21 protein-coding genes, 1 tRNA gene and 1 pseudogene are annotated in these 25,778 nt (G+C 69.0%); 11 read left to right on the top strand and 12 right to left on the bottom strand.

Features of this window, described 5'->3' with window-relative positions; translation table 11 throughout:
* Positions 1-3: 3 nt before the first annotated feature.
* Positions 4-1,110: an enolase C-terminal domain-like protein gene (locus VFZ09_RS04055; RefSeq protein WP_329726136.1), complete on the top strand. Its 1,107-nt coding sequence runs from the start codon at positions 4-6 to the stop codon at positions 1,108-1,110.
* A 57-nt stretch (positions 1,111-1,167) separates the two neighbouring features.
* Here the strand turns inward: VFZ09_RS04055 and VFZ09_RS04050 are convergent, their stop codons facing one another.
* From VFZ09_RS04050 to VFZ09_RS04030, 5 genes are all read right to left on the bottom strand, one after another.
* Positions 1,168-1,620: a hypothetical protein gene (locus tag VFZ09_RS04050; RefSeq protein WP_329726135.1), complete on the bottom strand. Its 453-nt coding sequence runs from the start codon at positions 1,618-1,620 to the stop codon at positions 1,168-1,170.
* Positions 1,621-1,843: 223 nt separating this feature from the next.
* The gene (locus VFZ09_RS04045) at positions 1,844-3,877 is read right to left on the bottom strand and encodes a hypothetical protein (protein ID WP_329726134.1); all 2,034 of its coding nucleotides are present in this window, start codon (positions 3,875-3,877) and stop codon (positions 1,844-1,846) included.
* Positions 3,874-4,998 carry a VWA domain-containing protein gene (locus tag VFZ09_RS04040; RefSeq protein ID WP_329726133.1) on the bottom strand — a complete coding sequence of 375 codons (1,125 nt, stop codon included), beginning with the start codon at positions 4,996-4,998 and terminating at the stop codon, positions 3,874-3,876. The genes VFZ09_RS04045 and VFZ09_RS04040 overlap by 4 nt, the downstream gene beginning before the upstream one ends.
* The gene (locus VFZ09_RS04035; protein WP_329726132.1) at positions 4,995-7,307 is read right to left on the bottom strand and encodes a DUF5682 family protein; all 2,313 of its coding nucleotides are present in this window, start codon (positions 7,305-7,307) and stop codon (positions 4,995-4,997) included. The genes VFZ09_RS04040 and VFZ09_RS04035 overlap by 4 nt, the downstream gene beginning before the upstream one ends.
* Before the next feature lie 10 nt (positions 7,308-7,317).
* Positions 7,318-8,454 carry an AAA family ATPase gene (locus VFZ09_RS04030; RefSeq protein ID WP_329726131.1) on the bottom strand — a complete coding sequence of 379 codons (1,137 nt, stop codon included), beginning with the start codon at positions 8,452-8,454 and terminating at the stop codon, positions 7,318-7,320.
* Between the two features lie 184 nt (positions 8,455-8,638).
* Between VFZ09_RS04030 and VFZ09_RS04025 the strand changes: the two genes are divergently transcribed.
* The gene (locus VFZ09_RS04025) at positions 8,639-9,406 is read left to right on the top strand and encodes a hypothetical protein (protein ID WP_329726130.1); all 768 of its coding nucleotides are present in this window, start codon (positions 8,639-8,641) and stop codon (positions 9,404-9,406) included.
* An 18-nt stretch (positions 9,407-9,424) separates the two neighbouring features.
* On the opposite strand, the gene VFZ09_RS04020 is transcribed toward VFZ09_RS04025, so the two are convergent.
* On the bottom strand, positions 9,425-11,464 hold the full coding sequence (locus VFZ09_RS04020) for a PAS domain S-box protein (protein ID WP_329726129.1): 2,040 nt from the start codon (positions 11,462-11,464) through the stop codon (positions 9,425-9,427).
* A gap of 278 nt (positions 11,465-11,742) precedes the next feature.
* Here VFZ09_RS04020 and VFZ09_RS04015 point away from each other — a divergent pair, with 278 nt between their 5' ends.
* A complete protein-coding gene (locus VFZ09_RS04015) occupies positions 11,743-12,720 on the top strand; it encodes a hypothetical protein (RefSeq protein ID WP_329726128.1) in 978 nt (325 codons plus the stop codon).
* A 120-nt stretch (positions 12,721-12,840) separates the two neighbouring features.
* On the opposite strand, the gene VFZ09_RS04010 is transcribed toward VFZ09_RS04015, so the two are convergent.
* Complete coding sequence (locus VFZ09_RS04010; RefSeq protein ID WP_329726127.1) at positions 12,841-13,683, bottom strand: vanadium-dependent haloperoxidase; 843 nt, start codon at positions 13,681-13,683, stop codon at positions 12,841-12,843.
* Positions 13,589-15,115 (bottom strand): hypothetical protein, encoded by a 1,527-nt coding sequence (locus VFZ09_RS04005; protein WP_329726126.1) that lies wholly within the window; start codon positions 15,113-15,115, stop codon positions 13,589-13,591. Before VFZ09_RS04005 ends, VFZ09_RS04010 begins: the two co-directional genes overlap by 95 nt.
* Before the next feature lie 351 nt (positions 15,116-15,466).
* Here VFZ09_RS04005 and VFZ09_RS04000 point away from each other — a divergent pair, with 351 nt between their 5' ends.
* The 3 genes from VFZ09_RS04000 to VFZ09_RS03990 all read left to right on the top strand — a co-directional run bounded on the left by VFZ09_RS04000 (position 15,467) and on the right by VFZ09_RS03990 (position 20,078).
* The gene (locus VFZ09_RS04000; RefSeq protein WP_329726125.1) at positions 15,467-16,267 is read left to right on the top strand and encodes a hypothetical protein; all 801 of its coding nucleotides are present in this window, start codon (positions 15,467-15,469) and stop codon (positions 16,265-16,267) included.
* Entirely contained in the window at positions 16,264-16,893 is a 630-nt protein-coding gene (locus VFZ09_RS03995; RefSeq protein ID WP_329726124.1) for a hypothetical protein, read from the top strand. The genes VFZ09_RS04000 and VFZ09_RS03995 overlap by 4 nt, the downstream gene beginning before the upstream one ends.
* 215 nt (positions 16,894-17,108) lie before the next feature.
* On the top strand, positions 17,109-20,078 hold the full coding sequence (locus VFZ09_RS03990; protein WP_329726123.1) for a toll/interleukin-1 receptor domain-containing protein: 2,970 nt from the start codon (positions 17,109-17,111) through the stop codon (positions 20,076-20,078).
* A 338-nt stretch (positions 20,079-20,416) separates the two neighbouring features.
* On the opposite strand, the gene VFZ09_RS03985 is transcribed toward VFZ09_RS03990, so the two are convergent.
* Positions 20,417-20,527 (bottom strand) — tRNA-OTHER (locus tag VFZ09_RS03985).
* Positions 20,528-20,652: 125 nt separating this feature from the next.
* Between VFZ09_RS03985 and VFZ09_RS03980 the strand changes: the two genes are divergently transcribed.
* Positions 20,653-20,823, top strand: a complete 171-nt coding sequence (locus tag VFZ09_RS03980) for a hypothetical protein (protein WP_329726122.1) — start codon at positions 20,653-20,655, stop codon at positions 20,821-20,823.
* Here the strand turns inward: VFZ09_RS03980 and VFZ09_RS51575 are convergent.
* Positions 20,781-21,254: pseudogene (locus VFZ09_RS51575) on the bottom strand (DUF4132 domain-containing protein); the annotation flags it as partial. The gene VFZ09_RS03980 and the pseudogene VFZ09_RS51575 sit on opposite strands and share 43 nt — an antisense overlap.
* On the opposite strand from VFZ09_RS51575, the gene VFZ09_RS03975 reads away from it, so the two are divergent.
* From VFZ09_RS03975 to VFZ09_RS03960, 4 genes are all read left to right on the top strand, one after another.
* Positions 21,142-21,504, top strand: coding sequence for a hypothetical protein (locus VFZ09_RS03975; RefSeq protein WP_329726121.1), 363 nt, complete (start codon positions 21,142-21,144; stop codon positions 21,502-21,504). The pseudogene VFZ09_RS51575 and the gene VFZ09_RS03975 overlap by 113 nt on opposite strands.
* Complete coding sequence (locus VFZ09_RS03970; RefSeq protein WP_329726120.1) at positions 21,505-21,768, top strand: hypothetical protein; 264 nt, start codon at positions 21,505-21,507, stop codon at positions 21,766-21,768.
* Between the two features lie 18 nt (positions 21,769-21,786).
* Complete coding sequence (locus tag VFZ09_RS03965; RefSeq protein ID WP_329726119.1) at positions 21,787-22,140, top strand: hypothetical protein; 354 nt, start codon at positions 21,787-21,789, stop codon at positions 22,138-22,140.
* A gap of 435 nt (positions 22,141-22,575) precedes the next feature.
* Positions 22,576-22,890, top strand: a complete 315-nt coding sequence (locus VFZ09_RS03960) for a hypothetical protein (RefSeq protein ID WP_329726118.1) — start codon at positions 22,576-22,578, stop codon at positions 22,888-22,890.
* Positions 22,891-23,949: 1,059 nt separating this feature from the next.
* On the opposite strand, the gene VFZ09_RS03955 is transcribed toward VFZ09_RS03960, so the two are convergent.
* Positions 23,950-24,966 carry a PKD domain-containing protein gene (locus VFZ09_RS03955; protein ID WP_329726117.1) on the bottom strand — a complete coding sequence of 339 codons (1,017 nt, stop codon included), beginning with the start codon at positions 24,964-24,966 and terminating at the stop codon, positions 23,950-23,952.
* An 80-nt stretch (positions 24,967-25,046) separates the two neighbouring features.
* Entirely contained in the window at positions 25,047-25,631 is a 585-nt protein-coding gene (locus tag VFZ09_RS03950; RefSeq protein ID WP_329726116.1) for a hypothetical protein, read from the bottom strand.
* Positions 25,632-25,778 lie beyond the last annotated feature (147 nt).

Genomic DNA, 25,778 nt, shown 5'->3' with positions numbered 1-25,778 from the left:
GCCATGGTCCGGAAGCGCGGCGACGTCGTCCCCATTGAACGCATCGAGGCCCGGGCCTACGAGATACCCACGGACGCGCCCGAGGCGGACGGCACCGCGGAGTGGGACAGCACCACCCTGGTGGTGGTGGAGCTGACGGCGGGGGGCACGCGGGGGCTCGGCTACACGTACGCGGATGCCTCGGCGGCGAGCCTCATCCACGGCACGCTCGCCGAGGAGTTGAAGGGCCACGACGTGATGGACGTGCCCGCGCGGATGGTGTCGCTGCTGATGCGGGTGCGCAACAAGGGGCGGCCGGGCCTGGTGGCCATGGCGCTCTCCGCGGTGGACGCGGCCTTGTGGGACACGAAGGCGCGGCTCCTGGACGTGCCGCTGGTCCGGCTGCTGGGGGCCGCGAGGGATTGGGTGCCCGTCTACGGCAGTGGCGGCTTCACCTCGTACTCCCTCGAGCGATTGGGGGAGCAGCTCTCGGGGTGGGTGGAGCAGGGGATTCCGCGGGTGAAGATGAAGGTGGGCAGCCACCCGGACGAGGACGCAAAACGGGTGGCGGAGGCGCGGCGGGCCATTGGGCCCGAGGCCCGGCTCTTCGTGGACGCCAACGGCGCCTACACGGCGAAGCAGGCGCTGGCGATGGCGGACCGCTTCGCGGAGGCGGGCGTCGTCTGGTTCGAGGAGCCCGTGTCGAGCGACAACCTGGAGGGGCTGCACCTGCTCCGGCAGCGGCTTCCGAGCGGGATGAACGTGGCGGCGGGGGAGTACGGCTGGGATGCCATCTACTTCCGGAGGATGTTGGGCGCCCAGGCGGTGGACGTGCTGCAGGCGGACGCGACGCGGTGCCTGGGGGTGACGGGCTTCCTGCAGGTGGACGCGCTCTGCGAGGGCTTCCAGGTGCCGCTGTCGGGGCACTGCGCGCCGAGCCTCCACCTGCACGTGGCCTGCGCGGCGCGCAACCTGGTGCACCTGGAGTACTTCCATGATCACGTGCGAATCGAGCAGATGCTCTTCGATGGCGCGCGCAGCCCGGTGAAGGGGGCGCTGACACCGGACCTGTCCAGGCCGGGAATGGGCCTGGATCTCAAACGGCGGGACGCCGAGCGCTACGCCTTGTGAGCCAGAGGGGGTGTCGAAGACGGGCAGGGCCATCGCGGCCCCGCCCGGGTGCTCCTGCTACTCGTGGCCCTGGCCGTTGTTGCCGGTGGCCGCCGTCTCCGCCCCGAGGAGCGCGTGGACGCCGTCCTGCACCGTGTGGGCGCTGACCCAGAAGAGGGTGGAGAGGATCCTCATCTGGATCCTCCACGTCGACTCTCCCGCCCTCACCATCCGCTGGAGGGCTTCCAGCGCATCACCCAGCTCCTCGGCGCTGATGCGCTGGGGCAGGTGAACGCCCATGGCATCGAAGAGCCGCCGGGCTTCCAGCAGCAGCTCCGACTGTTCCGGCAACCGCGCCAGGGCGGCCGCGGGTGCTGCCTGCTTCCTGGCGGGGGCGGCGGATGCCACGGAGGAGGCGCGGAGGGGGACGTAGGGGGCCCCCAGCACGTTCCGGCGCGAGCCCGTGAGCCCGTCCTCGAGCGCGAACCACTCATCCCCGTATGTGGACTCCGGCTTGTGCTCGTCGTTCATCGGAACACCTCCGCGGGATGCAACAGGTTGAGCCCTGCAACGACATGAAGAAGAAAAATCTGCCCGTGGTTACCCTCCCGAATGCCAACGGCCCCACGCGCACGGCCCCGTGTGGGTTTGCCGATGCTTTCGTGGGATACAAGGTACCTCTAAATTTGAGGTTTTCAACTGAAACTTTCCAGACTCATCAGAGTGTTTGATTCCTGACAAGTAGGGAGGGGGCCTACGCCCCGAGCTGCTCGAGCCCCACGGTGACGCGGAGGGCGGCATCGGCCCAGGCGGCCGCGAGCGCCGCCTCGTCGCCAGGGAGTCCGGAGGCGCGGGCCGCGTCCAGCTTCGTGGCGAGCGCGCCCAGGTCTTGCGCCAAGCGCTTCATCCCCAGCTCCTGGACCCGCGCGGCCACGGTGGAGAGCCGGGTGCCCCAGGCCGGGACGACGTGGCGCAGGCCCTGGTGCACCGCGTCCGCGAGACAGCCTTCCAGCTCGGCCAGGGCCGCCGGGAGGGGCTCCAGGGCTGGCCTGTCCCCAGAGGTTCGCAGCGGCCCCGTCGAGGTGGCGGGTTGCACGTCGAGCACCACCACCCCCGAGCCCTCGCAGGAGAGCGCCAGCGGCTCGACGACGAGGCCCCGGGCGGTCCTCCGCACCTCACCCGAGACGTAGCGCGGCGCCCCGCGCTTTCCGGCCAGTCCCTCGGCGAGCGCATCCAGCGCCCCAGGGGCCACGGCGCGGTGGGACAGCTCCACGAGGAAGCCGTGCCCGCTCGCGTCCTCCAGCTCCGCGCGCACCAGCTGGGCGCCCGGAGAATAGGACACGTCCACGACGCGGGAGACCTCGAAGGCGTGCACGTTCTCGGCGAGCTGCCGGGGCCGCAGGAAGCGCGGAGGCCGGGCCCGCAGGGAGGCCTCCAGCGCGGAGACATCCTTCACGAGCAATGGCGCCGGCAGCTGGCTCCAGTCCCCGGACTGCGGCGTCACCGAGGTGCGCTGCAGCCCACGCGTGGAGAACACCACGAGGCGATCCGGCAGGCGCGTGGCCCCCGAGGTCACCACCTGTCCCCGCGCGAGGGCCTCGAGGGTCGCACCGGGAGCCCCCTGGCGGCGTCCGAGCTCGGCGCCGTCCTCGGGGGTTTGATCCTCCGCGTAGGTGAAGGCGCGGCGCACGACGAGGAGGCTCGCGCTGGCCGGATCCGCGAGCACCAGCTCCGCGCGGCGCTCCCGGCCATCGGCGAACAGCCGCGCTCCGAGCGACACCAGCCGGACGTAGTCGAGCTTCGTCTCGGGGGCCTCGTCCATGCCCAGCACCGCGCGGGGCGGGACGGCGCCCGAGGTGCGGGCGGCGCGCAGCCGGGCGAGGAGCTCCGCCAGGGTGGCCGAGAGCTTCGCCGGGGTGTAGCGGGCACCTCGGCTCACGTAGGCGCCGAGCAGATCCTCCAGCTCCTCCAGCGCCGCGAGCGGCCAGGCCATCTTCACGTCCGCGAGGCTCGCGCGTGCCACCGCGAAGCGCCCCGCGAGGCCGGTGCTGGCGTGCTGGGCGCCCTCCAACAGGAGGAAGCTGGCCAGATCGCTCGCCGCGTCCATCGCGGGCCCGCCCTCGTGCGACGCGACGTGTCCTCGCGCCACCTCGACGGAGAGCTCGCGGCTCGTGGGGTCCTTCGCGTCGGCGGCGCGGAAGGCCCAGATGGCGAGCGGCAGGTGCTCGCAGCCCGTGCCCACCGAGCAGTCGCAGCGCGCGTAGCCCAGGTTCCGCGGCACGAGGAAGCGCACCGTGCACGTGGCGAGCGACACGGTGGGAATGTCCTCGCCCACGAACGTCCCCCGGCGCACCTGCGCGAGGTAGCCGCGCTCGCGGAGGGACTCGGCCCGCTCCAGCGAGCGGCGGGGAACCACCTCCTCCAGGGTCTTGTCCTCCACCGAGCCCGGGGACCAGGGTGGCTCCGGCGTGGCCTCCGCGGCCTTCTCCGGTGCCGCAGCCGCGCTCGAGGCGTGGGCGAACGCCGGGTAGGCGAGTGCCACGGCCACGCGATGCCGGCACACGGTGGTGGAGTTGCACGAGCAGGGGCTGTCCTTCAGGCTCTTGCCCGGGAGGAGCCGGGCCGTGATGCCCTCCTCGAAGGTGCCCACCACCGTGCCATCGGCCAGCTCCTCCAGCCGGGGACCCTTGCCCTGCTCGAGCTCCTTCTGGGCGCGCTTCACCAGGCCCAGGTTGGACACGCTCGCGACGGCCTGCGGGGTGAGGGCGAGGAGATCCGGGCGGCTCATGCGCGCACCTTCTCGGCGATCCACGCCGCGAGCTGGCCGGGCGTCATCGCTCCCACGTGGGCGCCCACGTCCACCAGCCGCCGGGCGAGGTCCCGGTCGTAGTTGGGGGTCGCATCCGGTTCGAGCGCCGCGAGCCCCAGCACCTTCGTCCCCTGGGCACACAGCTCCTTCACGCGGCGCACGAGCAGCTCGGGGCCGCCGCCCTCGTAGAAGTCGGTGATGAGGACGACGATGCTCCGACGAGGGGACTCGATGAGCCCCGCGCCGTAGGCCACCGCCTTCTGGATGTCCGTGCCGCCTCCGAGCTGCACCTTCATCAGCAGCTCCACGGGATCGGTCACCTCGCGGGTGAGATCCACCACGGCGGTGTCGAAGGCGACCAGGTGCGTCTGGATGCCCGGCAGCCCCCACAGACAGGCCGCGGTGACGGCCGAGTGGATGACCGATGACGTCATGCTCCCGGATTGATCCACCAGGAGGATGACCTGCCAGCGCTCGGTGTACTTCCGGGTGCGCGAGAAGAACGCGGCGTGCTCGATGGAGACCCTGCGCTCGGTGGGGGAGTAGCGGTCCAGGTTCTCGCGCAGCGTGCGCCGGAAGTCGAAGTTGCGCGCCACCTTCAGCGGCGAGCGGCGGCGCCGGTCGAGCACGCCCGAGAAGGTCTGGCGGACCTCCTTGCTGAGCTTCTCCATCAGGTCGCGCACCACCTTCTCGACGATGCGGCGGGCCACCGCGAGCACCTCGGGATTCATGAGGTGCTTGGTGCGCAGCACGGCGCGCAGCAGCGTCTCGTTGGGCTCCACGCGCGAGAGCACATCGGCCCGCGTCACCACCTCGTCGATCTTGTAGCGCTCGACGGCATCACGCTCGAGGCGCTCGATGGTCTCCTGGGGGAAGAGGGTGTGGACCTCGTTGATCCAGTCCGGGACGCTGAGCGAGGACGGGCCCAGGCCGCCCTGACGCCCCCGCACGTCGCGCTCGGCGAGGTCTCCCTCGCGCCCGTACAGCCACTCGAGCGCCGCGTTCATGGCGCGGCCCTGCGCGTCCAGGCTGCCGCCGAGTGCTCCCTCGGCAGCCTCGCCGAGCACGAGGCGCCAGCGCGCCAGGGGATCCAGCGTCATCGTGCACCTCCCTCGGGGGGCCGCAGCAGCCCATGGCGGGCCAGCACCTGCTCCACCTCCTCGTCCAGCGCCGCGCCCGCGGCGACGATCGCCGGAGCCACCTCGAGGCGGAGCAGTGACCGGGCGCCGGAGGGATCCTTGCCGTGGAGCGTGAGGATCGACCGGGCGATGTCCTCCTTCTCCTGGGGCGGGAAGAAGCCGAAGGCCAGGCGCAGGGCCGGGACGGCGACGAGGAAGTCCTCCTGGGGCAGCTCGCGGAGCACCTCGTCCAGCACGGCGGTGACGGGCGGCGCGCGCACCACCTGCTCGCGGGCGAGCCGGAACAGGCCGGCCAGGAAGTCGCCCAGGATGGCGGGACGTGCGGCGGACCGGGTCGCGCGGATGGCGGCGGCCTCGGCGCTGGCCTCGTCGGAGAAGCGGGACAGGGACCAGAGCGCCCCGAGCGCGGCACCTCGCACGGCGGGCGGGGCGCGGAGATCGGCCATGCGGCGCTCGAACACTGCGGCGGCGTGCGTCTCGTCGAGCGAGAGGGCCCGGCCCGCGAAGCGGAGCGTGTCGCGCAGCGCGGCCATGGCGCGCAGGTGTCCCTCGTCCGCGGGAAGCGCGGGCCCGTCGAGCTGCTCGAGCAGCCAGAGTCCCCGATCGAAGGCCGCCGCGATGACGGTGCCCACCTCGGCCGAGCCCTGGGCGCCGAACAGCACGTCATGGCGCCACACGGAGAGCAGCCGCTCCAGGGCGGTGCCCAGGCGGGTGAGATCCGGCTCGTGCAGGGCCTGCGCGGCCACGCTCTCGAGCACACGCTGCGCCAGGCCCTTCGCGCCGATGAAGAGGCTCTCGGCGAGCAGCAGCGCGAGCTTGCCCAGGTCCGGGCCCGCCGTGCCGAGTGCCTCCTCGAGCCGTCCGGTGGCCGCTCCCTCCAGCGTGGGACCCCAGCCCGAGGCCTCGATGACCCAGGAGATGAAGTCCTCCGAGGGCGAGACCGTCCAGGACTCCTGGAGCACGGGCTCGGTGGGGAAGGTGGGGCCCGCGTCCCGCGTGAAGCCGGGGATGCCGAGCACCCGCAGCCGGTGCAACGTGCGGCTGCGCTCCAGGTGCGCCGGCTCGCGCAGCTCCACGTTCACCTTCCGGGCGCGCCCCTGCGGCCGGAGCTCGTGGGTGGTCAGGGCGCGCTCCACGTCGGCGAGCAGCGGGGGCCTCGGGGTGAGGTCGCTGATGCGGCCCGTGCGCTCGCCCGAGAAGGCGCGCAGCACCTCGGCGAGGAGCGGATCCGTGTCCGGGGAGAGGACGCCGCGCATCGTCCACGGCAGCGCCACGTCGAGCGCGTCCTTCACCAGGGCGGCCGCCATGCCGTCGAGCAGGTCCGAGCGCGCCAGGGCCGAGTGGGCGCGCAGACGTCCGAGTCCCTCGGCCATGACGGAGGTGGCGATCAGGTCCGCCGAGGAGATGTGCTGTCCGCGGCCGCGCAACCGGGTGACGGCGGCGCGGAGCATGTGCTCCGGGGCCTTCTCGGGACCGAGCTCCCACACCGCCTGGTAGAAGGCGGGGGAGGGCATGCCGGACTCGTAGCCGGTGAAGGAGTCCAGGCGGCGGAAGCTGTACGGCACGAGGTAGCTGCGCGCGGACGGGTGGCTCGGCGTCTCGGGGAAGGGGGTGCCCGGCTTCACCGTGGCCCGCGCGAGCACGGGCGCGTGGAAGCCGCCGCACACCACCAGCACGGGCCCGTCTCCCAGGGCCAGCGCGGCCTCCACGTGCGCGAGCATGAAGGCCTCGCGCCGGTGGTCGCTCTCGGTGGCCTCCTCCTCGCCGCGGAACGAGTCGAAGTAGACGCGCAGCCGCTCCGCCAGGGTGTCCAGCTCGCACGGTTGCTCGAAGAGGTGATCCCACAGGGCATCCATCCCCTCCAGGCCCAGCTTGCGGCAGAGCGTCTCGATGAGCCGGGCGGTGCGGCGCTCGCCGTCCGAGTAGCGGTTGCGCACGCCGTGGAAGGACTTGTCCCAGGCGGGCAGGTCCATGAAGCGCACCTGCGCGCCGGCCGCCTTGCCCTCCGTCAGGGCCACCCACTCGGGCGAGTAGGCACAGAAGGGCGTCCACGAGGCATGGGTGCGCGACTCGTCGCGGTAGCTGCTGAAGATGGCCAGCGGCAGCTCGTGCGGGAGGAGCAGCTCGTCCAGGCGGGCGTTCATGTCCGCCGGGCCCTCGATGAGCACGTGGCGGGGCTTCACCTCGCGCAGCGTGTGGGCCACGACGCGGGCACACGCCGGGCTGTGGTGGCGCACGCCGACGACATGGAGGCCCGGAGTCCCCTGCATGCCCACGGTGTCAGCCCGGCAGGAGGTGGCGGGCCTCGTACAGGGCGCGCCATTGGGGTCCGTTGCGGCGCGCCACCCGCTGCTCCAGGTACGCGCGCAGACGCTTGAGATCCTCGGGGCTGTCCTTCGCCGCGGTGCCGGCCAGCGTCTCCACCAGGTCCGCCGCCGAGCCTCCATCCCCGCGCAGGTAGTAGCCGCGCACGCCCACCGCGTGGGCCACCGACACGGCCTCCGCCGTGGAGAGCACCGCCGACAGCCGCTCCATCGCCTGGCCGTCGCTCGTCTCGCCGGCCCGCAGCTCGCGGAACGTGGTGACCAGCACCTCCAGCAGGTCCTCCGAGGGCGTCACTGGCACGCCCGAGCGCTCCAGCAGCCGCTTCGTCTCGTTGCGCACCAGGGACAGCTCGGTGTTGAAGTCGCCGATGGGGAACACCGTCTCGAAGTTGAAGCGCCGCTTGAGCGCCGCGCTCATCTCGTTGACGCCGCGGTCGCGCGTGTTCGCGGTGGCGATGACGTTGAAGCCGTCCCGCGCGAACACCATGGCGTCCTCGTCCTTCAGCTCCGGCACCGCCAGCACCCGGTCCGACAGCATGGACAGCAGCGAGTCCTGCACCTCGAGGGGGCAGCGGGTGATCTCCTCGAAGCGCACCACCTTGCCCTCCTTCATGCCCGTGTAGAGCGGGGCGGGCACGAGCGCGCGGGGCGTGGGGCCCTCGGACACGAGGAGCGCGTAGTTCCACGAGTATTTGATCTGATCCTCCGTGACGGACGCGCCGCCCTGGATGGTCAGCGTGGAGGTGCCGGAGATGGCGGCGGCGAGCAGCTCGGACAGGAGGCTCTTGGCCGTGCCGGGCTCGCCCACGAGCATCAATCCGCGGTTGGTGGCCAGCGTCACCATGGCCCGGTCCACGAGGCTCGGGTTGCCCACGAACTTGCGCTGCACGCCCAGCGACTCGTCTCCGAGGATGAAGCGGCGCACCGCGTGCAGGGACATGCTCCAGCCCGGGGGCTTCGGCGCGTCATCGTGGGCCCGCAGCTTCTCCAGCTCCTCCGCGTGGAGGGTCTCCGCGGGAGGCCGCTGGACGTCCTTCGCCGGGCCGCTGTCGGCCGGGGTGGGGGCGGTGTTCTTCTTCCGGGTCGTCGCCATCGGGAGCACCTCGTACCCAAGTGGGGTGGGACACGCCAGCCTCTTGAGCGCCGCGGGAGACCACGATCTCCCGTTGCTCCACTTGGACAGCTTGGGCGGTTTTTTATTGTTTTACCGGAAGGCGATTCGTGTCATATTCGACGTCGGCCCCCGTGCCTGTCATTGAGCTGAGAGGAGCCCGACGATGCGACGAGTCCAGAAGCGTTCTTTCCTGAGTGCCATGCTCTCCGGGCTGTTGCTGACCGCCTGTGGGGGTGCCCCCGAGGAGGGAGCCGGCGTTGCCGAGGAGCCGACGGGCACCCGGGAATCGGCGATGTGCTCGGTCATGAGCGTGAGCCAGCTGGGCCTGAACGGGGTCAGCTCCTACGGCGGCGTGCTGGCCGGGGCGGGAACCTGGACGACCTCCACCTTCGCCAACGGGGCGTACCTGCTGTTCTACGTCGATGGTGTCGAGCGCAGCAGGCAGGAGTCCTACGGCACCTATGACTCCGTTGCGGGCGTCTACCGGGGAAACTGGTCCTTCAGCGTCTCGGGAATCACCTGCGGCTCACACACCTTCCAGGTGAAGGCCTACCCCATGAACCGCGACAGCGCGGGGCAGACGGAGATCTGCACGGGCAACACGCCCCAGACGAGCTCCCAGACGGTTGTCCAGGCCTGCCCCACGGCCACGCTCTCCTGCTCGCGCGTGTCGACGACCAGCCTCAGCTGCACCGGCGGCGCCAGTGGCGGCACGGGCATCTACACGCCCATGTGGAGGCGGACCATCCGGTACAGCAATGGCACCTCGTCCATTGGCTCCTGGGCCTCGGGGAGCTGGACCAAGAGCTACTCCTGCGCGCAGACGTCCACCCGGGACAACTTCAACAGGCTGGAGATCGACTTCAAGGTCGTGGACGACAGCGGCATGGAGTCGAACGTCGATTTCCACGACGATCTCTGCGGCGCCTGAGCGGCGGGCGCGTCGTCGCTACGGCGCGTCCCGGGTGCGTGACGTCTCCCCGGCCGCGAGCCGCTCGGTCGCGGCGGCGAGGACGGCGAGCAACTCCGCCTCCTTGATGGGCTTGGGCACGTGCATGTCGAAGCCCGCGCTCAGGGCCCGCGCCCGGTCCTCGGCGCGCGCGTAGGCGGTGAGCGCGATGGCCGGGGTGAGCCCGCCCTCCGCGGCGGGCAGGGCGCGGATGCGCTGGAGGAGCTCGTAGCCGTTCTCCCCGGGCAGCCCGATGTCCGAGAGGAGCAGGTCCGGCCGCCACTCCCGGAGGCAGTGGAAGGCCTCGGCCGCGGAGGCCACCGCACGGACCCGGGCGCCGTGGTCTTCCAGCACGATGCGGAGCATCTCCCGCGTGTCCTCCTGGTCCTCCACGAGCAGCAGGCGCAGGCCGGCGAGCACGGAGCGGGCCGGCGGCACTTCCTCCTCCATGTGCGCGGGGACGGGAGGCGGAGCGGCTGGAGTGGGAGCCGGAGGAGCGGGGCGGGGCTCGCGGGGCAGGAGCAGGACGAAGCTCGAGCCGAGGCCCACGCCCGGGCTGTGCGCTGAGACCTGGCCGCCGTGCAGCTCGACGAGGTGGTGCACGATGGCCAGGCCGATCCCGAGCCCGCCATGCGACCGGCGGCTGCTGCTGTCCTGCTGGCGGAAGCGCTCGAAGAGATGGGGCAGGAAGGCGGGGGAGATGCCCACGCCGGTGTCCGTCACCCGCAGCTCCACCGAGCCGTCCAGCGGGCGCAGTTGGACGGTGACGCGGCCGCCCTGGGGGGTGAACTTGATGGCGTTGCTCAGCAGGTTCCACACCACCTGCTGGAGCCGCCCGGCGTCGCCCCACATGGGCAGGGGCTCCTCGCGCGTGTCCAGCTCGAGCCTCACGCCCTTGGTGTCGGCGAGCGGCCGCGTGGACTCGAGCGCGGCCTCCACCACGTTGCGCATGTCCAGGGGCCCGGGCTCCAGGCGGAGCTTGCCGGTGATGATGCGCGAGATGTCGAGCAGGTCCTCGATGACCTGAGCCTGGGCGCGGGCGTTGCGCTCCACCGTGTCGAGGGCGCGGGCGCGCTTCTCCTCGGACAGGCGTCCGGAGCGCAGGAGTTGGAGCCAGCCGAGCATCGCCGTCAGGGGCGTGCGCAGCTCATGGGACACGGTGGCGAGGAAGTCATCCTTGAGCCGGTTGGCTTCCTCGGCCGCCGCATGGGCCGCCTGCACACGCCGCAGCAATTCCATCCGTTCCTGGCCGGCGCGCCGTTGCTCGTCGATGTCGGTGCAGGAGCCGATCCACTGCAGGAGGGTTCCGTCCGCGGCCCGCGCGGGCTGGGCCCGGGCGATGAACCACCGCCAGGCGCCATCCCTGGCCCGGCGCAGCCGGAGCTCGGCCTCCTGGCCGTCGAGGGTGTCCCGCGTCCGCTGCCAGTGCGACAGGACGCGAGCCAGGTCTTCCGGGTGGATCGCGCGCGTCCAGCCGTACCCGAGCGACTCCTCCATGGAGAGGCCGGTGTACTCGCACCAGGGCCGGTTGACGTACTCGCAGGTGCCATCGGGCCGGGACATCCAGGCGAGGTGGGGGAGGGTGTCGGCGAGGAGTTGGAACTGCCGCACCTGCTCGGCCCGGGCCTGCTCGGCGCGCTTGCGCGCGGAGATGTCGTGGACGACCAGGGCGGCGCCCAGGATGTGCCCCTCGGCGAGGATGGGGGCATTGGAGCAGTAGACGGGGATGAACGAGCCATCCCGGTGGATGAAGAGGTCCTCGTGGTCCCGGACGGGCTGTCCCTCGCGCATCACCTGGCCAAGGGGGCAGGTGTCCATGGGGAAGGGGGAGCCATCGGGGTGGTGGTGGTGGACGAGATCGTGGAGGACCTGCCCGAGCAGTTCCTGTCGGCCCCAGCCGAACATCCGCTCGGCGGCGGGGTTGGCGTAGGTGACGAGCCCCTGGGCGTCCATCATGAAGAACGCCTCGACCGTGTGGCTGGCGAGCAGGTGGACGAGCTGACTCTCGTCATCCCAGGGGGCTTTGATGGAATGGCTCATCGAGGCCCCTGGCGAGGAGGTGGACGAGCAGGGCGCCTGGGGAGCTCCAGGGCTGAAGAGGAGAAGCGGGCCATCTGCACCACGTAACAGCGCCCGCCTCCGGGGACTCCCGGGGGCGTTGGGGAGATGGCGCTGGCGGCGCTGGCCGTATAGCAGGGAGGCAGGGGTGGTGGTCGCGAGCCGCGCGTGTCCTGTTGGCGGCAGGACGCTGGAGAGGAAAGGGGCGTGGTGCTTCGAGCGCCCATACCAGTGAGGTAGCCTGGATTCTGGAGCGCCCCATGGCACGGGAAATCGATGTGGAGCAGTGGCGGTCGGAGCTGGTGGATGCCTTCCACTGGGGAGAGCAGGAGAGGGCACGTGCCCTGGTGGCGACATTGCGCGAGGCGCAGCCCAGAAGGGTCCACGGCGTTCTGGAGCAGATGCTCCAGTCTACCGAGGGGAAGGTGCGCCAGGCGGCTGCCTTCGCCTTGGGGGAACTGGGTGGTTCCACGAGCGCCAGACGCTTGGAGAAACAGCTTCTCGTGGAGGAATCGCGAGGGGACTCCGACGCCTCATCCGTCGTGCAGGTCATCACCGAGGCACTTGGGCACCTCGAGAGCACCCGTTCGAGGTCGACCCTCGTACGCAGGCTGAACCGATTGGCCGCTGGAACGCCAGATAGTTCCGACGTGGATGACGTGGTCTACGCCCTCTGGCGCAAGCGGCATCCAGAGTTGCTCCCCGCTGTTCGCGCGGGACTGCAGCGAATCGCCCCGCCTGCTTCCGAGGGTCTGCGGGCCCTGCTTCGCCTGCTGGAGGGCTCTTCGCAAGAGTTGCGGGTGTGGATTGAAGACGAGTCGGTACCCCTTGAGCAGAAGACCAAGGTCCTGACCGTGTTGGATGAGGAGGTGCCAGAGGAACTGGTTCCTGTTCTGCCCTCGTTCATCTTCCTGGCCGCGTCCATGCTCAACATGGCATCTACACGTAAGGGGCAGGAAAGGCGTTTCTGTGAGCGCCTGTTCAACCTGCTGCTCTTACACCGTGAGCGCCTCATCTCCACGCTCCCACCCAAGGCGCGCACGGTGTTACGCGAGGTCTCCCGGAGAATGATTGCGGCCTCGGAGACAGTTCGCAGCATCAAAGCCGCAACTCTCCTCGAGTATGTGGGACAGCGGGAGGACGCCGACCTGCTGGAGGAACACAAGCCCCAGGACGAAGTGCTTGGCAGAGTGTACGAAGAAGCCGCCGAGGTCCTGCGCAAGCTCCCCCATGCTTGATGGGGGTTGTTCCAGACGCACGAGGACGATCGAGTCAATCCCTTTCAGGTAAGGCAAGGAGCATCAAGGTACTTCCTTGAATGGAATTTCCTGGTCTGGCGCCGGGGGCCCACCATGCGCTCAACTCGGTTCCACGCGTCCGTCGATGATGCGGATGGGAGTGCCGTCGAAGCGGGTGATCAGGAACAAGGCGTCGTCCTCGTTGAAGGTGAGGCTCATTTCGCGCAGCAACCCGATGGCTACGCGCTCGCCGAGCAGAACGGACTCGGTGTAGTCGGAGCGCCAGTGGACGCCTGCGGCGTTGCGGAAGAGGGAGATGTTGCTGGCCAGTTTGTTGAGCTCTCCACCGATGGTCATCTGCCCGGCGTCCGCCCCAGTGTAGGACACCAGAGTGGTCCCATCCGCACTGGCGATGAGTGGGTTTTCGATGGGCGCGCTTTCATCGAAGTACGCCTTGAGAAGGGTTGCGCAGGCGCCGGATACGGTGGCGTGACCCGCGCCGTAGGCCGGGTGGGTGGGGCATCCCTCGGGGTAGGCCTGTGGGAGCAGGAAGGAGCCCCAGCGGCTGGGGAAGTATGTGCTGAGCAACCCCGTCGACAGCGAGTTGCGGAGAGACGCGTCGATTGGATAGGTGCGTCGGCTGGGGCTGGACAGGTGGTTGTCGACGCGCCCGCCGAACTCCTCGGGGCGCAACCGCCGGTGCACGCCCCACTTCTGCCACCACACCGCTCGCGCGGCGCGCCCGGACACCTCGATGAGCAGTTGCAGCAGGTGGATGGGCCCGAAGGTGGCGAAGCCCACCTGGGTGCGCGAGTCGTCGACGGTGCCCGGTGGGTCATAGGGGTTGCCCTGATCGCAGGCGAATTCCTTATCCACCTGGGGCCGGCTGGCGCCCATGCCTGTGAGCTGGTTGCCCAGGGGCTCGGAGAGCAGCAGGAAGGCGGCGTTCCAGAACGCGTTCACCACCTGATCGAAGTGAACGAAGTTGGCCCCGTCGCGCAGGTTGCGGATGAAGCGTCGGCGGGTGGTGTCGAACTGGTCCTTGCCCCGATCGTCCCGGCCATTCTGTACGGCGAGTGAGGTAGTCGGCGGCGGCGCCGAGATCGGGGAAGCCCTTCACGGTCCATTGGCGCTGATCGATGACCTGCGTGCCGTAGGTGATGAAGCCTTCGTCGGCATCGCGCCCCTGGCCGTCCGGCTTACGCGGGTCGCTGTTACCCTTCCAGAGGAATTGGGAAACGTAGGGGCCCACCTGGTCACCGGGGAAGATGCCGCGGAAGAGGTTCTGCGCCGTGACGGGCGTGGTTCCGCCGAACGCGGGGAGTTCGGTGCTCAGCGAACGGATGGCGCGCTCGACAATGCTGTTGGCGATGGCTGCCTCGGAGGCATAATTGATGAAGGGCACGTCGCGGGCGAGTGCCATCCAGTACAGCTCACCCATCTCGGCCGCCGTCCCCCGGCTGTCGAAGCGGGGCGCGGGAGGCTGGGTGACGGCCTGGGCGTCCGGGCCCTCCAGGTCGAAGGCGAAGCCGGCCTGGGGATTGGTGAGTTTCACGGCGCCCGAGGGCTGGAGGATTCGCTCGAAGTCACTGGGCGCACGGCTCTCCAGGGCCCGGAGCAGCGTGCCATAGGAGATGGGCTCGGGGTCGCCGACGGAGTCGTGCCGGAGGCCCTTGGAGTAGTTGCCGACAAAGGGCCGGTCCGGGTAGTTGACCTCGTCGTTGTTGTTGAAGTGCTCAGGGTGGGGGCGCTCGGCGGCGAGCTGGGCGGCCTTCTCGCGGGTGCCCAGGGAGGCTAGGCGTCGCTCTTCCACGCGTCTGGACTGGCGGGTGCCCGAGGTGTTGAGCGAATCGAAGATGGCCACACCGGGGAGGGGGGCCACATCGATGCTGCCTGCCATGAGTTCGAGGGTGACGGAGGTGAGGGACAGGGGCGCGGGCTTGTTGAACAGGCTGGTCCAATCCTGTCCGTTGGCCGAGACTTCCCAATGGAGTACGCCCGTGCGTTCGCGCAGGCGCCACCAGCGGTGGAGCTCCGGATCGTAGGGGACGCGTGCGAGCAGCGTGTAGCTTCCCGCCACACCTTGGTAGCAGGACAGGCTCTTGTTGGCGGCATTGAGGTAGACGATGTTGTTGCCATCCACCCTGGCGGCGAGCATGGTTTCGACAGTGGGCGTCGTGAACAGCAGAGCCTGAATGACCTCGACCTGGATGAAGGAGTCGGTCAGGTCGTACCTGGCACTGGAGGAGTACCCCGCGTATCTGGGGGAGGTGGTTTCAGGCCGGCACTCGAGACGCTGATTCACCTCCTGCACCCCTCTGGCAGTGGCCGTCCACTTGGACGTGTCCGTCAGGTTGTCATTGAAGTCGTCAATGAGTTCATGTGCCTTCGGCATGGATTGTCCCCCCATCCTCCTCGGTCGGGTGTGCGCGCATGCCGGGAGAATGTCTTTTGGATTTTGGATCAGGGGTCTGACAAGACTTTGGTTCGAGCCTCGTCTCTGTACTCTTCTGGCATGTAATGGACATCCATGTTCTTGCCATTTTGGTTGCACTTGCAACTCGGCTCGAGGCGTGCTCCACGGAGGGCCGCAGGGCCGCCCGAATTCAGGCTCAGTGCTGGTGGGTAGACTTGGGCGCGTAGACGCGGAGGGTCGCGGGCGCGAGTTCGAAGCACACACACGCTGTGCGAGATGACCTTCGTGGGCTACTGTAGTATGCGGTCCTCACAAGGGAGGGAGGTATCCGTGATTTCGCTCGTTCTGAACGGTAAGATCCCGGAGTCCGAGGATGCGCTCACTGCTGCGTTCTTCGACGCATTTCGGTACAGCCGGGATGCGGAGCTGCTCGGACACATTCTGTCACACGCGAAGCTGTTCGAGGGTAGCTATGCGTTGCCGGCCTTCGATGATTTCGAAGTGGAGCTATGGCCGAACCTCGGCGGAAGGGAGCCGGACGCGTGGCTTGACTTGCGCGCAGGAGGCAGGACCGTTTGTCGGGTGATTGTCGAGGCCAAACTTGGCGCGGAAAAGTCTGGCTTAGGGGTTATTGATCGTGACGCGCGGAGCGGCGATCAGCTCGCTTATTATCTCCTTGAAGCCGTCCGCACCAATGCTGAGCTGCCCTGCGCGCTGCTCTACCTCACCCATCATGGAGCGATGCCACGGGAGTCGCTTCGCGAATCCGCGAGTGTGCTAGCGCAGCACAGTCAAGGAGAGGAGTTGAAGCGACTCTTTTGGTTGTCATGGCGGGATGTTCATGAAGTGATCGTCAATAAGCGCTCGTCGTCCCGCCATCTGGCTGATGTTTGCCAGCTCCTCGAACGCGTACGGATGTTTCGCTTCCGGTCGATTCGACTCGACGAGCAGCTTGGGAGCCTCGGCAGCCCGGACTTTTATACCGAGCCCTTCCGTGACCCGGCTCGGGCTGATCGGTGGCAGAATCCCGACGAGGTCCTGTCCTCACCCGGGTACCCTGGCGGTTTTTACGAGTGGCCTATGGCGCCGCAACTCGTTGGCACCGCCGAGTTCTACAAGGAGAGCAGATGACGCAGGAACAGATGCGCTGGCAGGAGGATGGCCGACGGGCGTTCGACTGGATCGCGAAAGTGTACGCACAGACGCGGGCAGTCTGGGACGATGCGCAGTCCACCTTCGCTGAAGACGGCTGGACGGTCCGGAGCGGGAGCGGATGGGGGGGCGCGGCGATGGGGCTCTCATTGGATCAATGGCCGTTCACATACTTCAAGGCGTTCTGTGTAACGCCGCCGGGTGTGTCCGAGAACGCTGACACTGGAGTCGCCGCGGTGTTTGGCTTTTTCTTCCACGACGGCGTGCGCCAGGGACCTCAGTGCTTTGGCGGTCGAGTGAGTTGGTCGACGGTGGACGCTCATTTGGACCATTGGTTCCTGTTCCACGCGATGGGTGACCAGGGCACGTTCGAACGCTTGATGAGCACAGAACCCGGCATTCGAATCGCCAGACCCACTGGCAAGGGGCAAAGCCGGTGGTCGGGAGCGGATGAGCTCCGTTGGTTTGAACTCCCACTCAGCGCGCTCTCCTCAGCGGAAGTGCTTCAAAATCTGGTCAGGGCGACCCAGGCATTGGTGCTCGGCAATGAGCAGCCAGCAGGTGCGCTCATGCGTACCTTGGAACTGAATCCGACGAAACCATAAGGAACTCTCGCTCTGAGCCTGCCCCGGTACGTGGAGCGGGACGCACGCCCGGTACCTGGAGTGTGACGTGTCCGGCTGCATCCTGTGCTTGCTGCTCGTGTACGGCCTCATGTGCGACACCCAGCGCCACAACCGTTTTGGCGCCCACACGGGGTGACGCGGGCGTGCTCCGCGGGCTTCACTCCCGTGGCTGAAGGCGTCAGGCTCGCCGCCACATGAGTCCCCAGGTCTTCATCTCCTATGCGCGTGGGTCGTCCCTCGAGCATGCGAAGGCGCTGCAGCAGGCGTTGGGCGCGGACGTCGCGTTCCTCGACACGTCGAGCATCGAGGTGGGTGAGCGCTTCCCCTCGGCTCTGGCGGATGCGCTGCTGGGCTCGCGCGTCATCGTCGCCTTCGCCGACGAGCTGTACTTCACGCGGTGGTACTGCTTGTGGGAACTGCGTGCCGCGCTGACTCCGTTCCTTGCGCTCTCGCCCAACGCTCCCGAGGTCGACAAATCCCTGGCGCTCTCGTCCCTCGTACTGGCGCTCCCCGCCTGGGACCCGTCACCCGGTACGTTGGAGCGGCTCCCGCCCCCACTCCGGGCCATGCAGTGGCCGAGGGCCGAGCAGACCGAAGCGCTGGTGCAGTGGATTCGCGCGTGTCTGGCCGGTGAGCCGCCGTCCCTGGAGTCGCGCCTGGAGAAGCTGGGGCGCTTGGAGGAGACCCGTGAGAGCCTTCTCCAGTCGTCCGCCCTCCCGCCTCCGAGGAGCCTCGCGGGCCTGCGGCTCCATCCCCTGGACCCGCCCCCGTCCATCGGCGCGTCCTTCGTGGGTCGCGAGGATGAGCTGTGGAGGATCGACTTCGCGCTCACCTCTTCGCACGTGGGAGAGGGGGCGGGCGCGGCGCTCTCGGGGGCGTTGGAGGCGGCGGGAGGTTTCGGCAAGACGCGGCTCGCCCTGGAGTACCTGCACCGCCTGGGGCCCCTGTGCTTCCCAGGAGGGCTCTTCTGGGTGGACGCGGATGTCAGTGATGAGCGGCTCGAGGAGCAGCACCACGACATCCTCCGCACCCTGAATCCGGGCGTCGAGCCCCTGCCCGAGTTCCGCAAACAGCAGCGCAATGCCGCACGCGAGCTGGCGCAGGCGCTTCACACGGTCTCCGCGAAGGAGCGCGTGCTCTTCGTCGTGGACAACGTTCCGGAAACGCCCCCGGGCCAGAGTCCGAGACCGCTCAAGACCTGGTGCCCGGCGCAGGGCCGGGTTGCGTTACTTGTCACCTCTCGCGTCCGGCGCTCCCTGGGCAACGAGGGTCTTCAGTCGCTCCCCGTGCCCACGCTCGCGCCGGACGCGTCCGTGGCCTTGCTCACACAAGGGGTGGATCGCTCCAGCCTGGGCGCCCAGGACTGGCACTTCATCGCGGACTGGGTCGGGCACCTCCCGCTGGCCTTGGAACTGCTGAACCGAGCGATGCATGCCAGCGCCATCACTCCGGCCGAGTTGTTCGAGAAGTCGCGGCACGTGGGCCCCACGTTGGAATTGGACCAGCAGATGGAGGCCCTGCGCCCGCACATTCCGGAAGGACAGCTACGGGGCGTCACCGAAGCGCTCTCCATCTCTTTCGAACGCCTCACCCCAGAGGCACAGCGGGCAGCCGAGTTCCTCGCGCACCTCTCACCCGCCCCTATTCCCATTGCGTTGCTCGACCTCATGAAGCCGCTCTTCACCCCGCCGGTCCGGAGCATGATAACGGTGCGCTCCTTCGTCACCGGAGCGACGGGGGGCCGGGTGCCCATGTTCGGAGCCATGCATCGGGTGCTCGCGGACTTCATCCGCAGCCGCTCGCAGAACTCTATGCTCATGATGGAGGCAGCGGGGACGGTGCTCGCGCGGTTCATGTCTCCTGCTCATTCCGAGAATCCGGAAGCGTGGCCCTTGCTGGAAGCCTTCGCTCCCCATGCGGAGTGGCTCTTCGAGCGATTGAAGGCTTCCTTGATGCCAGCGATCGGTGTGGACCTGGGTTCCAGGCTGGGGACCTTCCGGGCGATACGGGGGTGGGTGAGGCTGGCGGCGGAGCTCCGTCAAGCCGTCGCGGAGCGAGCCCGCGAGTCCCTGGGCGAGGAGCACCTCGCCACCCTGAGTGCGGATTGCGATCGCGCGGAGTCCTTGCGTCAACAAGGGCGCCCCCGGGAAGCGCGGGAGTTGCTGGAGAAAACGCTCCAAGCGCATCTGCGGCTCCTGGGGGAGGACCATCCCGGCACGCTCATCTTGATGAACAATCTTTCCCTGGCGCTGGCGGATTTGCATGACCCGGGTGCCCGGCCCCTCGCGGAGCACGTGCTCGAGGCGCGCCTACGGCTTTTGGGAGAGGAGCACCAGGACACCCTCCATGCGATGAACAACCTCGCCACCATCCTCTGGGACCTGGATGATGTGCAGGGCTCTAGAGCCTGGCATGAGCGTGTCCTGTCCATCCGGCAGCGTACGCTCGGAGAGACGCATCCTCTCACCTTGTTGTCGAAGACTGCCCTCGCTACCACGATTCGGAAGCAGGGTGATCTCGGCACCGCGCGGGCCATGCAGGAAGCCCTACTCGAGGCCTATCTCCGCGTCATGGGAAAGACGCACCCCGAGACGCTGGTCGCGATGAAGAACCTCGCGACCACCGCGTACTTCCAATCGGACCTCGCGAGGGCGCGCGAACTCCAGGAGGAGGCGCTGGTGCTCTCCAGTCAGGTACTCGGTGCGGAGCATCCCTCCACCCTCTCGTTGATGACGGATCTCGTCCATACACTCGAGGTGCAGAAAGACCAGAAGGGCACTCGCGAACTTCACGAGCGGATCCTGAGCCTCCGCCGTCAGAGGTTGGGTGAGCACCACCCCCAGACACGCGACGCATGGGCCGATTTCTCCTCGTTTCTGCGGGAGCAGCGGGACTTCAAGGCCCAGCAGGAACTCCATGAGGAAGGCGTTCGAGCCCTCGAGAAGGCCATTGGGCGACGGGCCCCCGACACGGTCTTCATGGCGTGGGGCCTCTTCGTCGCCTTGAATCTTCAGGACAAGACCGAGCAGGCTCAGCAGGTCCTCGACCAGTATCTCCGCTGGCTCCTGAAGGAGTCTCCGGCTTCGCTCGAAGATTCAACCCTCCAGCAGATCCGCGAGCAGCTCGTCAGGCTCTCGCGCGAAGTGCCGAAGTATCGCTGCTGACGGACAGCGGGAGTGCGAGCGGCGTGCTCCCCGCGACAGGGGGGCTGCTCCTCCAAGCAGGAACGGAGGAGGCGAGCGTGGCGCTCGAGGCAGCGGCCGGCAAGGAGCTGCAGAAGGAGTGGACGTCGCGAGTGGACTGGGCGCAACTTCTGAGGAAGACGTTCGACTTCGACGTGTTCGCCTGCGTGAGATGTGGAGACCGGCGGAGTGTGTTGGCGTACCGCTCGCCTCCGGATTTGGTCCAAATTTGGTCCGACAAGCACCGATTTGGTCCCCCAAGGCGATCCGCGTCTCCTCGTTAGGAGTGAGTTCGACTCAAGGCGGCGGGCAACCTCTATTGGACGCGGCGGGACTCGAACCCGCCGGTCGTCCATCTGCCTCGAATCAAGAGGGCCGCAGCCCCTCGAGATCCCTCACCAGCTCGGAGAAGAGGATGGGGTCGAGCGTCCCGAGCGGGTACGTGCCTTCCTTCCCCCAGGTGTTGGGCTTGCGCACCGTGACGGTGCCCAGTGTCTGCTCGGGCGACTCGGAGAGCATGCCCGTGTAGAGGCCGGGGTCGAGGTCCAGCTCGATCATGCGATCCGGACCGAGGTGCTTCTCCATCCAGCCCACCACGCCCCCGTCCTGCGGAGGACCCCGGCGCCAGCCGCGCGTCTCGAGCCCCAGCACCTTGCCGGTGTTCACCTTCAGCCCCTTCACGCGCACCAGCTCCGTGCCCGTGCGCTCTTCCGCCGTTGGCGTGTAGATGGGGCGGCCCAGCTGCGCGAACGGTTGCAGCAACTGGTAGTCCGCGAAGATCTGCCCCCACGCCCCCGCTTGAGCATCCAGCTCCAGCGCATGCGGAATCCCCACGCTCGCGTCATCGGCGAGCGCCCACGTGTCCTCGTTCACGTCCGCGAAGGTCCGGTCCTCGGCGACGCGGAAGGTGGCCGCCAGCTTTCCGTCCGCCGTGTAGCTGCCCCACACCAGGCGGCGCACCACGTGGATGAGCAGCGGGTGCTCGACGAAGAACTGACGGAACGTCTCCGCGCTCCAGCGGCGCCGGGCGCACATGGCCAGCTCCATGCGCAGCACCTGGAGGCCCGCGGCCGCCTTCGCGTCCTTCTTGAGCGCCTTCCACCGCTCCTCGGCCGCCTGGGCCTTCCCGGCGTCATCCTTCTTCGTGGGCTTGGGCAGATCCTTGAGCCGCGCCCCCGTGGCGTCCTTCACGAACGGTTTGAGCTGCTCGTCGAAGCCCACCGTGAAGGTGCGCTCGCCGAAGTCCAGCGGCAGCGAGCCGTTCTCGTCCAGCCCCAGGTCCGGCACGAGCCGGTCGGCGAGCTCGTCCCGGGTGAGGCCCCGGGCCTCGGCGATCTGTTCGATCTTCTCCCGCGCCTTCTCCTGGAGCCCCTTGAACTTCACCTTCTCGGCGATGCCGTTGAGGTAGATGAGCGTGACGTCGGTGCCGATGGTGGCGAGCACGTCCAGTCCCGTGACGGCGCGCGCGTGGGCCGCCTCCCCGGGCCACTGGCGGATGAGCGGCGCGAGCTTCCGCGCGGACTCGTCGTCACCCAGATGGCCGAGCGCCTGGAAGGCCCAGGCCTCCTTGCTCGGCGCCCCCGCCACCATCCACGCCTCGAAGAGGCCCCAGGCGAAGCGGGCGAGACTCGCCGGCTCACACGCGGCCTTCACCTGCGCCAGGCCGGCATAGGGCTCCTCGAGGGAGGAGATGGCCAGGCACATCCCGAGCGTCTCCACGGCCGCGACGGGCAGCTTCGCCGAGCGATCGGCGAGCAGCGGCCGGGGCAGGCCTCCCGGGGTGAAGAAGCCGGGCAGCCTCGGCAGCTTCTGGGGGAAGAGTTGCAGCGGATCGAACGCGAGCACCTGCGCGGCCGCCTCGCGCACCTGGGGCGAGACACGGCCGGCCACGTCGAGCACGGTGGCCTCGTGTCCGTTGCTGGCCAGCAGGCGCAGCGCGGCGCAGGCGGCGTCCCTGGCCTTGCCCTGTTTGCCGAGTGCGACGGGGAGCAGCCCGGCGGTGGCGTGCTCGGGGTGGCGGAGCAGCCAGGCGCGGGCGTGGTAACGGGCCTTCTTCGAGCCCACGAGGGCCTCGGCCACCTGCAAAGCGAGCCGCGAGGCGCCGAAGGGCAACAGCAGGCGGAACGACTCTCCTCCCTTCGCGTTGACGTTCAGGCGCAGGGAGGGGAGCACCGCGAGCCCGAGGTGCGCGGCGATGGCGGGCAGCCAGCCCTCGTCTCCCCATTGGGTGGGCACGAAGTGCGCGAGGTAGTGGTGGGCGAGCTCCTCGGGGGCGTACGCGAAGAAGCTCGCCCGGGGCTTCGCCGTCTCCGGGGGCAGGGTCTTGCGTACCCCCTCCCACTGCGCCGGGGTGTATTTCGAGTACTGCTCGCCGTATTCATATGGCCCCGTCTCCTGGGACCACGCCTCGCGCTCTCCCTCGCGCCACACCATGGCATCGGGAAGCGCGGGCGGCGTCACGTCCGCGAGGACGGGGAGGGTGGCGGGCTTGCCCGTCTTCCAGGGCGGATGGGCGAGCACGGGCGGGAGCTGGCTGGGACTCGCCTCGGGCACGTCGGGGCCGGCGGACCCCGCCTGGAGGCTGGTGACGAGCTTGCGCGCCTCCTCGGACAGCGCGGGCAGCTCGGCCCGCACGGCCTCGGGGGCGCGGCGCACGAGGGTGGTGAGCACCGTGCGCTGCGCCTCCGCTTCCTTGCCGCGCTGGGCGGCCCTGGGCACCAGCAGGCGCAGCGCGCGGCCGGGCCAACGCAGCGCCGCCTCGAGCGCGAAGGGCGTCACCTCCTTGTCGAGGTGATCGAGCAGGAGCGTCATCGCCTCGTCGGTGTTGAGAACGGAGACGAGCTCCGCCCAACCCCGCCGGCTCTCGGCGTTGGAGTACTGCAGGGTGTCCATGTTCCGCAGGAGCACCAACGCGTCCACGCCCACGCCGTCCAGCAGCGAGGGCAGGTAGTCCCGGGTGTAGTAGCCGCCGAGCAGGTACAGCCCCTGGAGGTGGGGCGCCACGAGCTCGAGGGTGGCGCGGTCCGAGATCGAGCAGAGGAAGAGATCGCTCTGCATGTCCGGCTGTGGGTTGTAGGCCTCGGCCTCGGCGCGGACCCAGGCCTTCTCCGTGGGGAAGAGGAAGGCGGCGCCGGCACGCTGCTCGGCGGTGGCCTGCTCCTGGAGGGCCGCGGCGGCGTCACGGGCGGCCGCGTAGCCCGCGTCATCGGTCTGGGTGGCGAGCAGGGCGCGCAGCCGGGGCAGCCCGCACAGCTCCCCCCGGAGCAGGCTGTTGAACCAGTCCGTCCCCGGGCCCTGTTTCACCTCGGAATTCGAGCCCGAGCCGTCGAGGTGCATCGCCAGCGACAGGAGTACGGCCCGCGTCGCATGGGCGGGCCCTCCCAGTGAGAACAGCAGGTCGACGGTGGCATCGATGTGGGGCGTCTTGTCGTTGTAGTTCGCCTTGTGCTGCATGAAGGCCAGGAGGATGGCGTCCTCCTCGGGAGTGCCGATGGCGGGCTCCGTCCCGTGCAACCGCGCCGCGAGGGCCCTCGTCTGCGCGCCGAACCTGCCCTTGTCGTGCCCGGGCCCCCCGCGGTTCGAGAACGTCTCGCGGGCCGAAGCCCAGGCCTTCTTCACGGAGACGAGGGGACGGACCGGAACCGCCAGCCCGCCTCGCCGCGGGTGCACACGCCGCATGAGCGACTCGCTCCAGGCGATGGGTGCGTCGGTGTTGGAAGGCACCGGTGCCGCTTTCCAGAACTTCTTCGAAGAGCCCTCGACGAACTCGAAACGCCGCATGCCTCTCTACCCTCCGGAGGGGGGCGACAGTAGCGCGCTCCCACTCCGGAAGTGGAGGCCGTTGTGGCCGCCGTCAGTCGTTGCGAGCGCCCGCGAGGATCCACGAGCGGATGCGGGTGAGCTGGCCGGGGTTGTTGTCGAAGTAGTCCGTGTTGCCCTGAGGCATCCTTCCGCCGCAGGCGGTACCGCTGATCTTCTTCACCAACAACGAGTCGTTGGGATCGTTCGGCACCACGCGCGTGGTTCCACCGCAGCCGGCGGGGTAGCTGCCGGTGCCAGCGGCGTTGACGAGGGAGGCGTAGGAGTTGCTCGCTCGCAGGTCCAGGCCTCGGGGGCTGCTATGGCAGTTCGTGCACTGCGCGTCCCAGATGGGCTGGATGTCCCGGGCGTACTGGGGGACGCCGACCTCCACGGCCAGCGTGCGCGTCACGGACTCGGTCCCATCGGAGACGGTGACCTGGAAGGTGTAGGTCGTGGCCGTGGTGAGCTCGGGCGAGAGCCACTGCGTCCCGGCGGCCGTCGGCGCCGTGAAGGTGCCCTGGCCCGCCACGCTCGTGCTCCAGGCGTAGGTGAGCGTGTCCCCATCCGGATCGGTCGCGCCGATGGAGAGGGTCACGTCACCCGCGATGGCCGGGGTGGCGACGGTGATGGCCGCGTCCACGGTGGGCGCGCGGTTGGGGGCGGCCACGTTGGCCACCGGCACATCCACCGAGGCCTGGGCCGAGCCTCCCTTTCCATCCGAGACCGTCACCTGCAGGGTGAACGTGGTGTTGGTGGCGATGGCGGGCGCCGTCCAGGTGCGGGTCGAGCCGGTCTCGCCGCCGAACGTCCCCGCCGGAGTCGCGGGGTTCAGCTGCGTCCAGGTATAGGTGAGCGCATCCCCATCCGGGTCGCTGGCGGTCACCGAGAGGCCGGTGTTCGAGCCCTCGTTGATGGAGGCCGGCGTGGCGAGCACCTGGGTGATGATGGGGGCGATGTTGGACGGCTGCGGATCCGGACCGTCATGACCCGGGAACCAGTCGCAGCCGGCGCCGCCCAGGCTCAACAGCATGATCGCGTACAACGACTTCTTCAGGGGAAAAGCGTGCATGAATCGTCCTCGTTCTCGGGCCCCCCTTGGGGGCGCCCGGACTTTCGACTATCGCACGCGATTCCCACAGTTCCGAGGGCTCAGCCCTGCGGCACGGACCAGCTCCCCGTCCACTCGGTGGGCTTGTCCGGGTGCAGCGAGGTGACCTTGTAGTTGCAGTGCTTCTCGCCGCTCGGGTCCGGGCTCCGGATGGTGTAGAGCGGAGAGAGGCGCGAGCCGCGCTCGGCACCGGCGTACTGCACGTCGTACTCCTTGCTGGTGGTGCTCGTGCTGGTGGTTTCTCCGCGCTCGGTCTTGCGCGTCGTGGTGCACTGGGCCTCGAACTTCACCCGCCAGGTGCCCTTCTCTCCCACGCGCGGCACCTTGAGCTCGGCGCGCATCATGTACTCGCCCGGCGGCAGCTCGTCGACGCTGGTGCCGAGGAACTCCTCGCAGTCGCGGCCCTGGCCCTTGCAGATACCGATGCTCTGTTCGTTGTACGGCTGCACGCCCTCGCGCACGTCCGACAGCAACGGCCCCACCAGGCCCTGCTCGAAGGACGTGAGCCCCGCCGAGCCGCCCGGTGACGCCGCAGACGTGGAGCAGTCCGCCGTACCCGCCGTGCCTCCGCCCTTGCACGCGATGAGCGCGCTCGCCGTGGCAACCAGGATGAATGATGTCCGCATGTTCCCCCCCTCGTGACGTCGTCGTTGAATGCCGGACGCTCTTAACACGACGGCACCCGGGGCGGGCTGTGAAGGAATTCACACGTGACCGCGCGTACTCACGTAGTGTGGCCGGCCACCCCGCACCAGGGGGGGACAGGGCCCTCG

The sequence above is a fragment of the Archangium sp. genome (assembly GCF_036277355.1).
In the GTDB taxonomy this organism is placed as follows: Bacteria; Myxococcota; Myxococcia; order Myxococcales; family Myxococcaceae; genus Archangium.
Note: the sequence above shows the minus strand (reverse complement) of the source record. Positions and strands in the feature narration are given on the sequence as shown.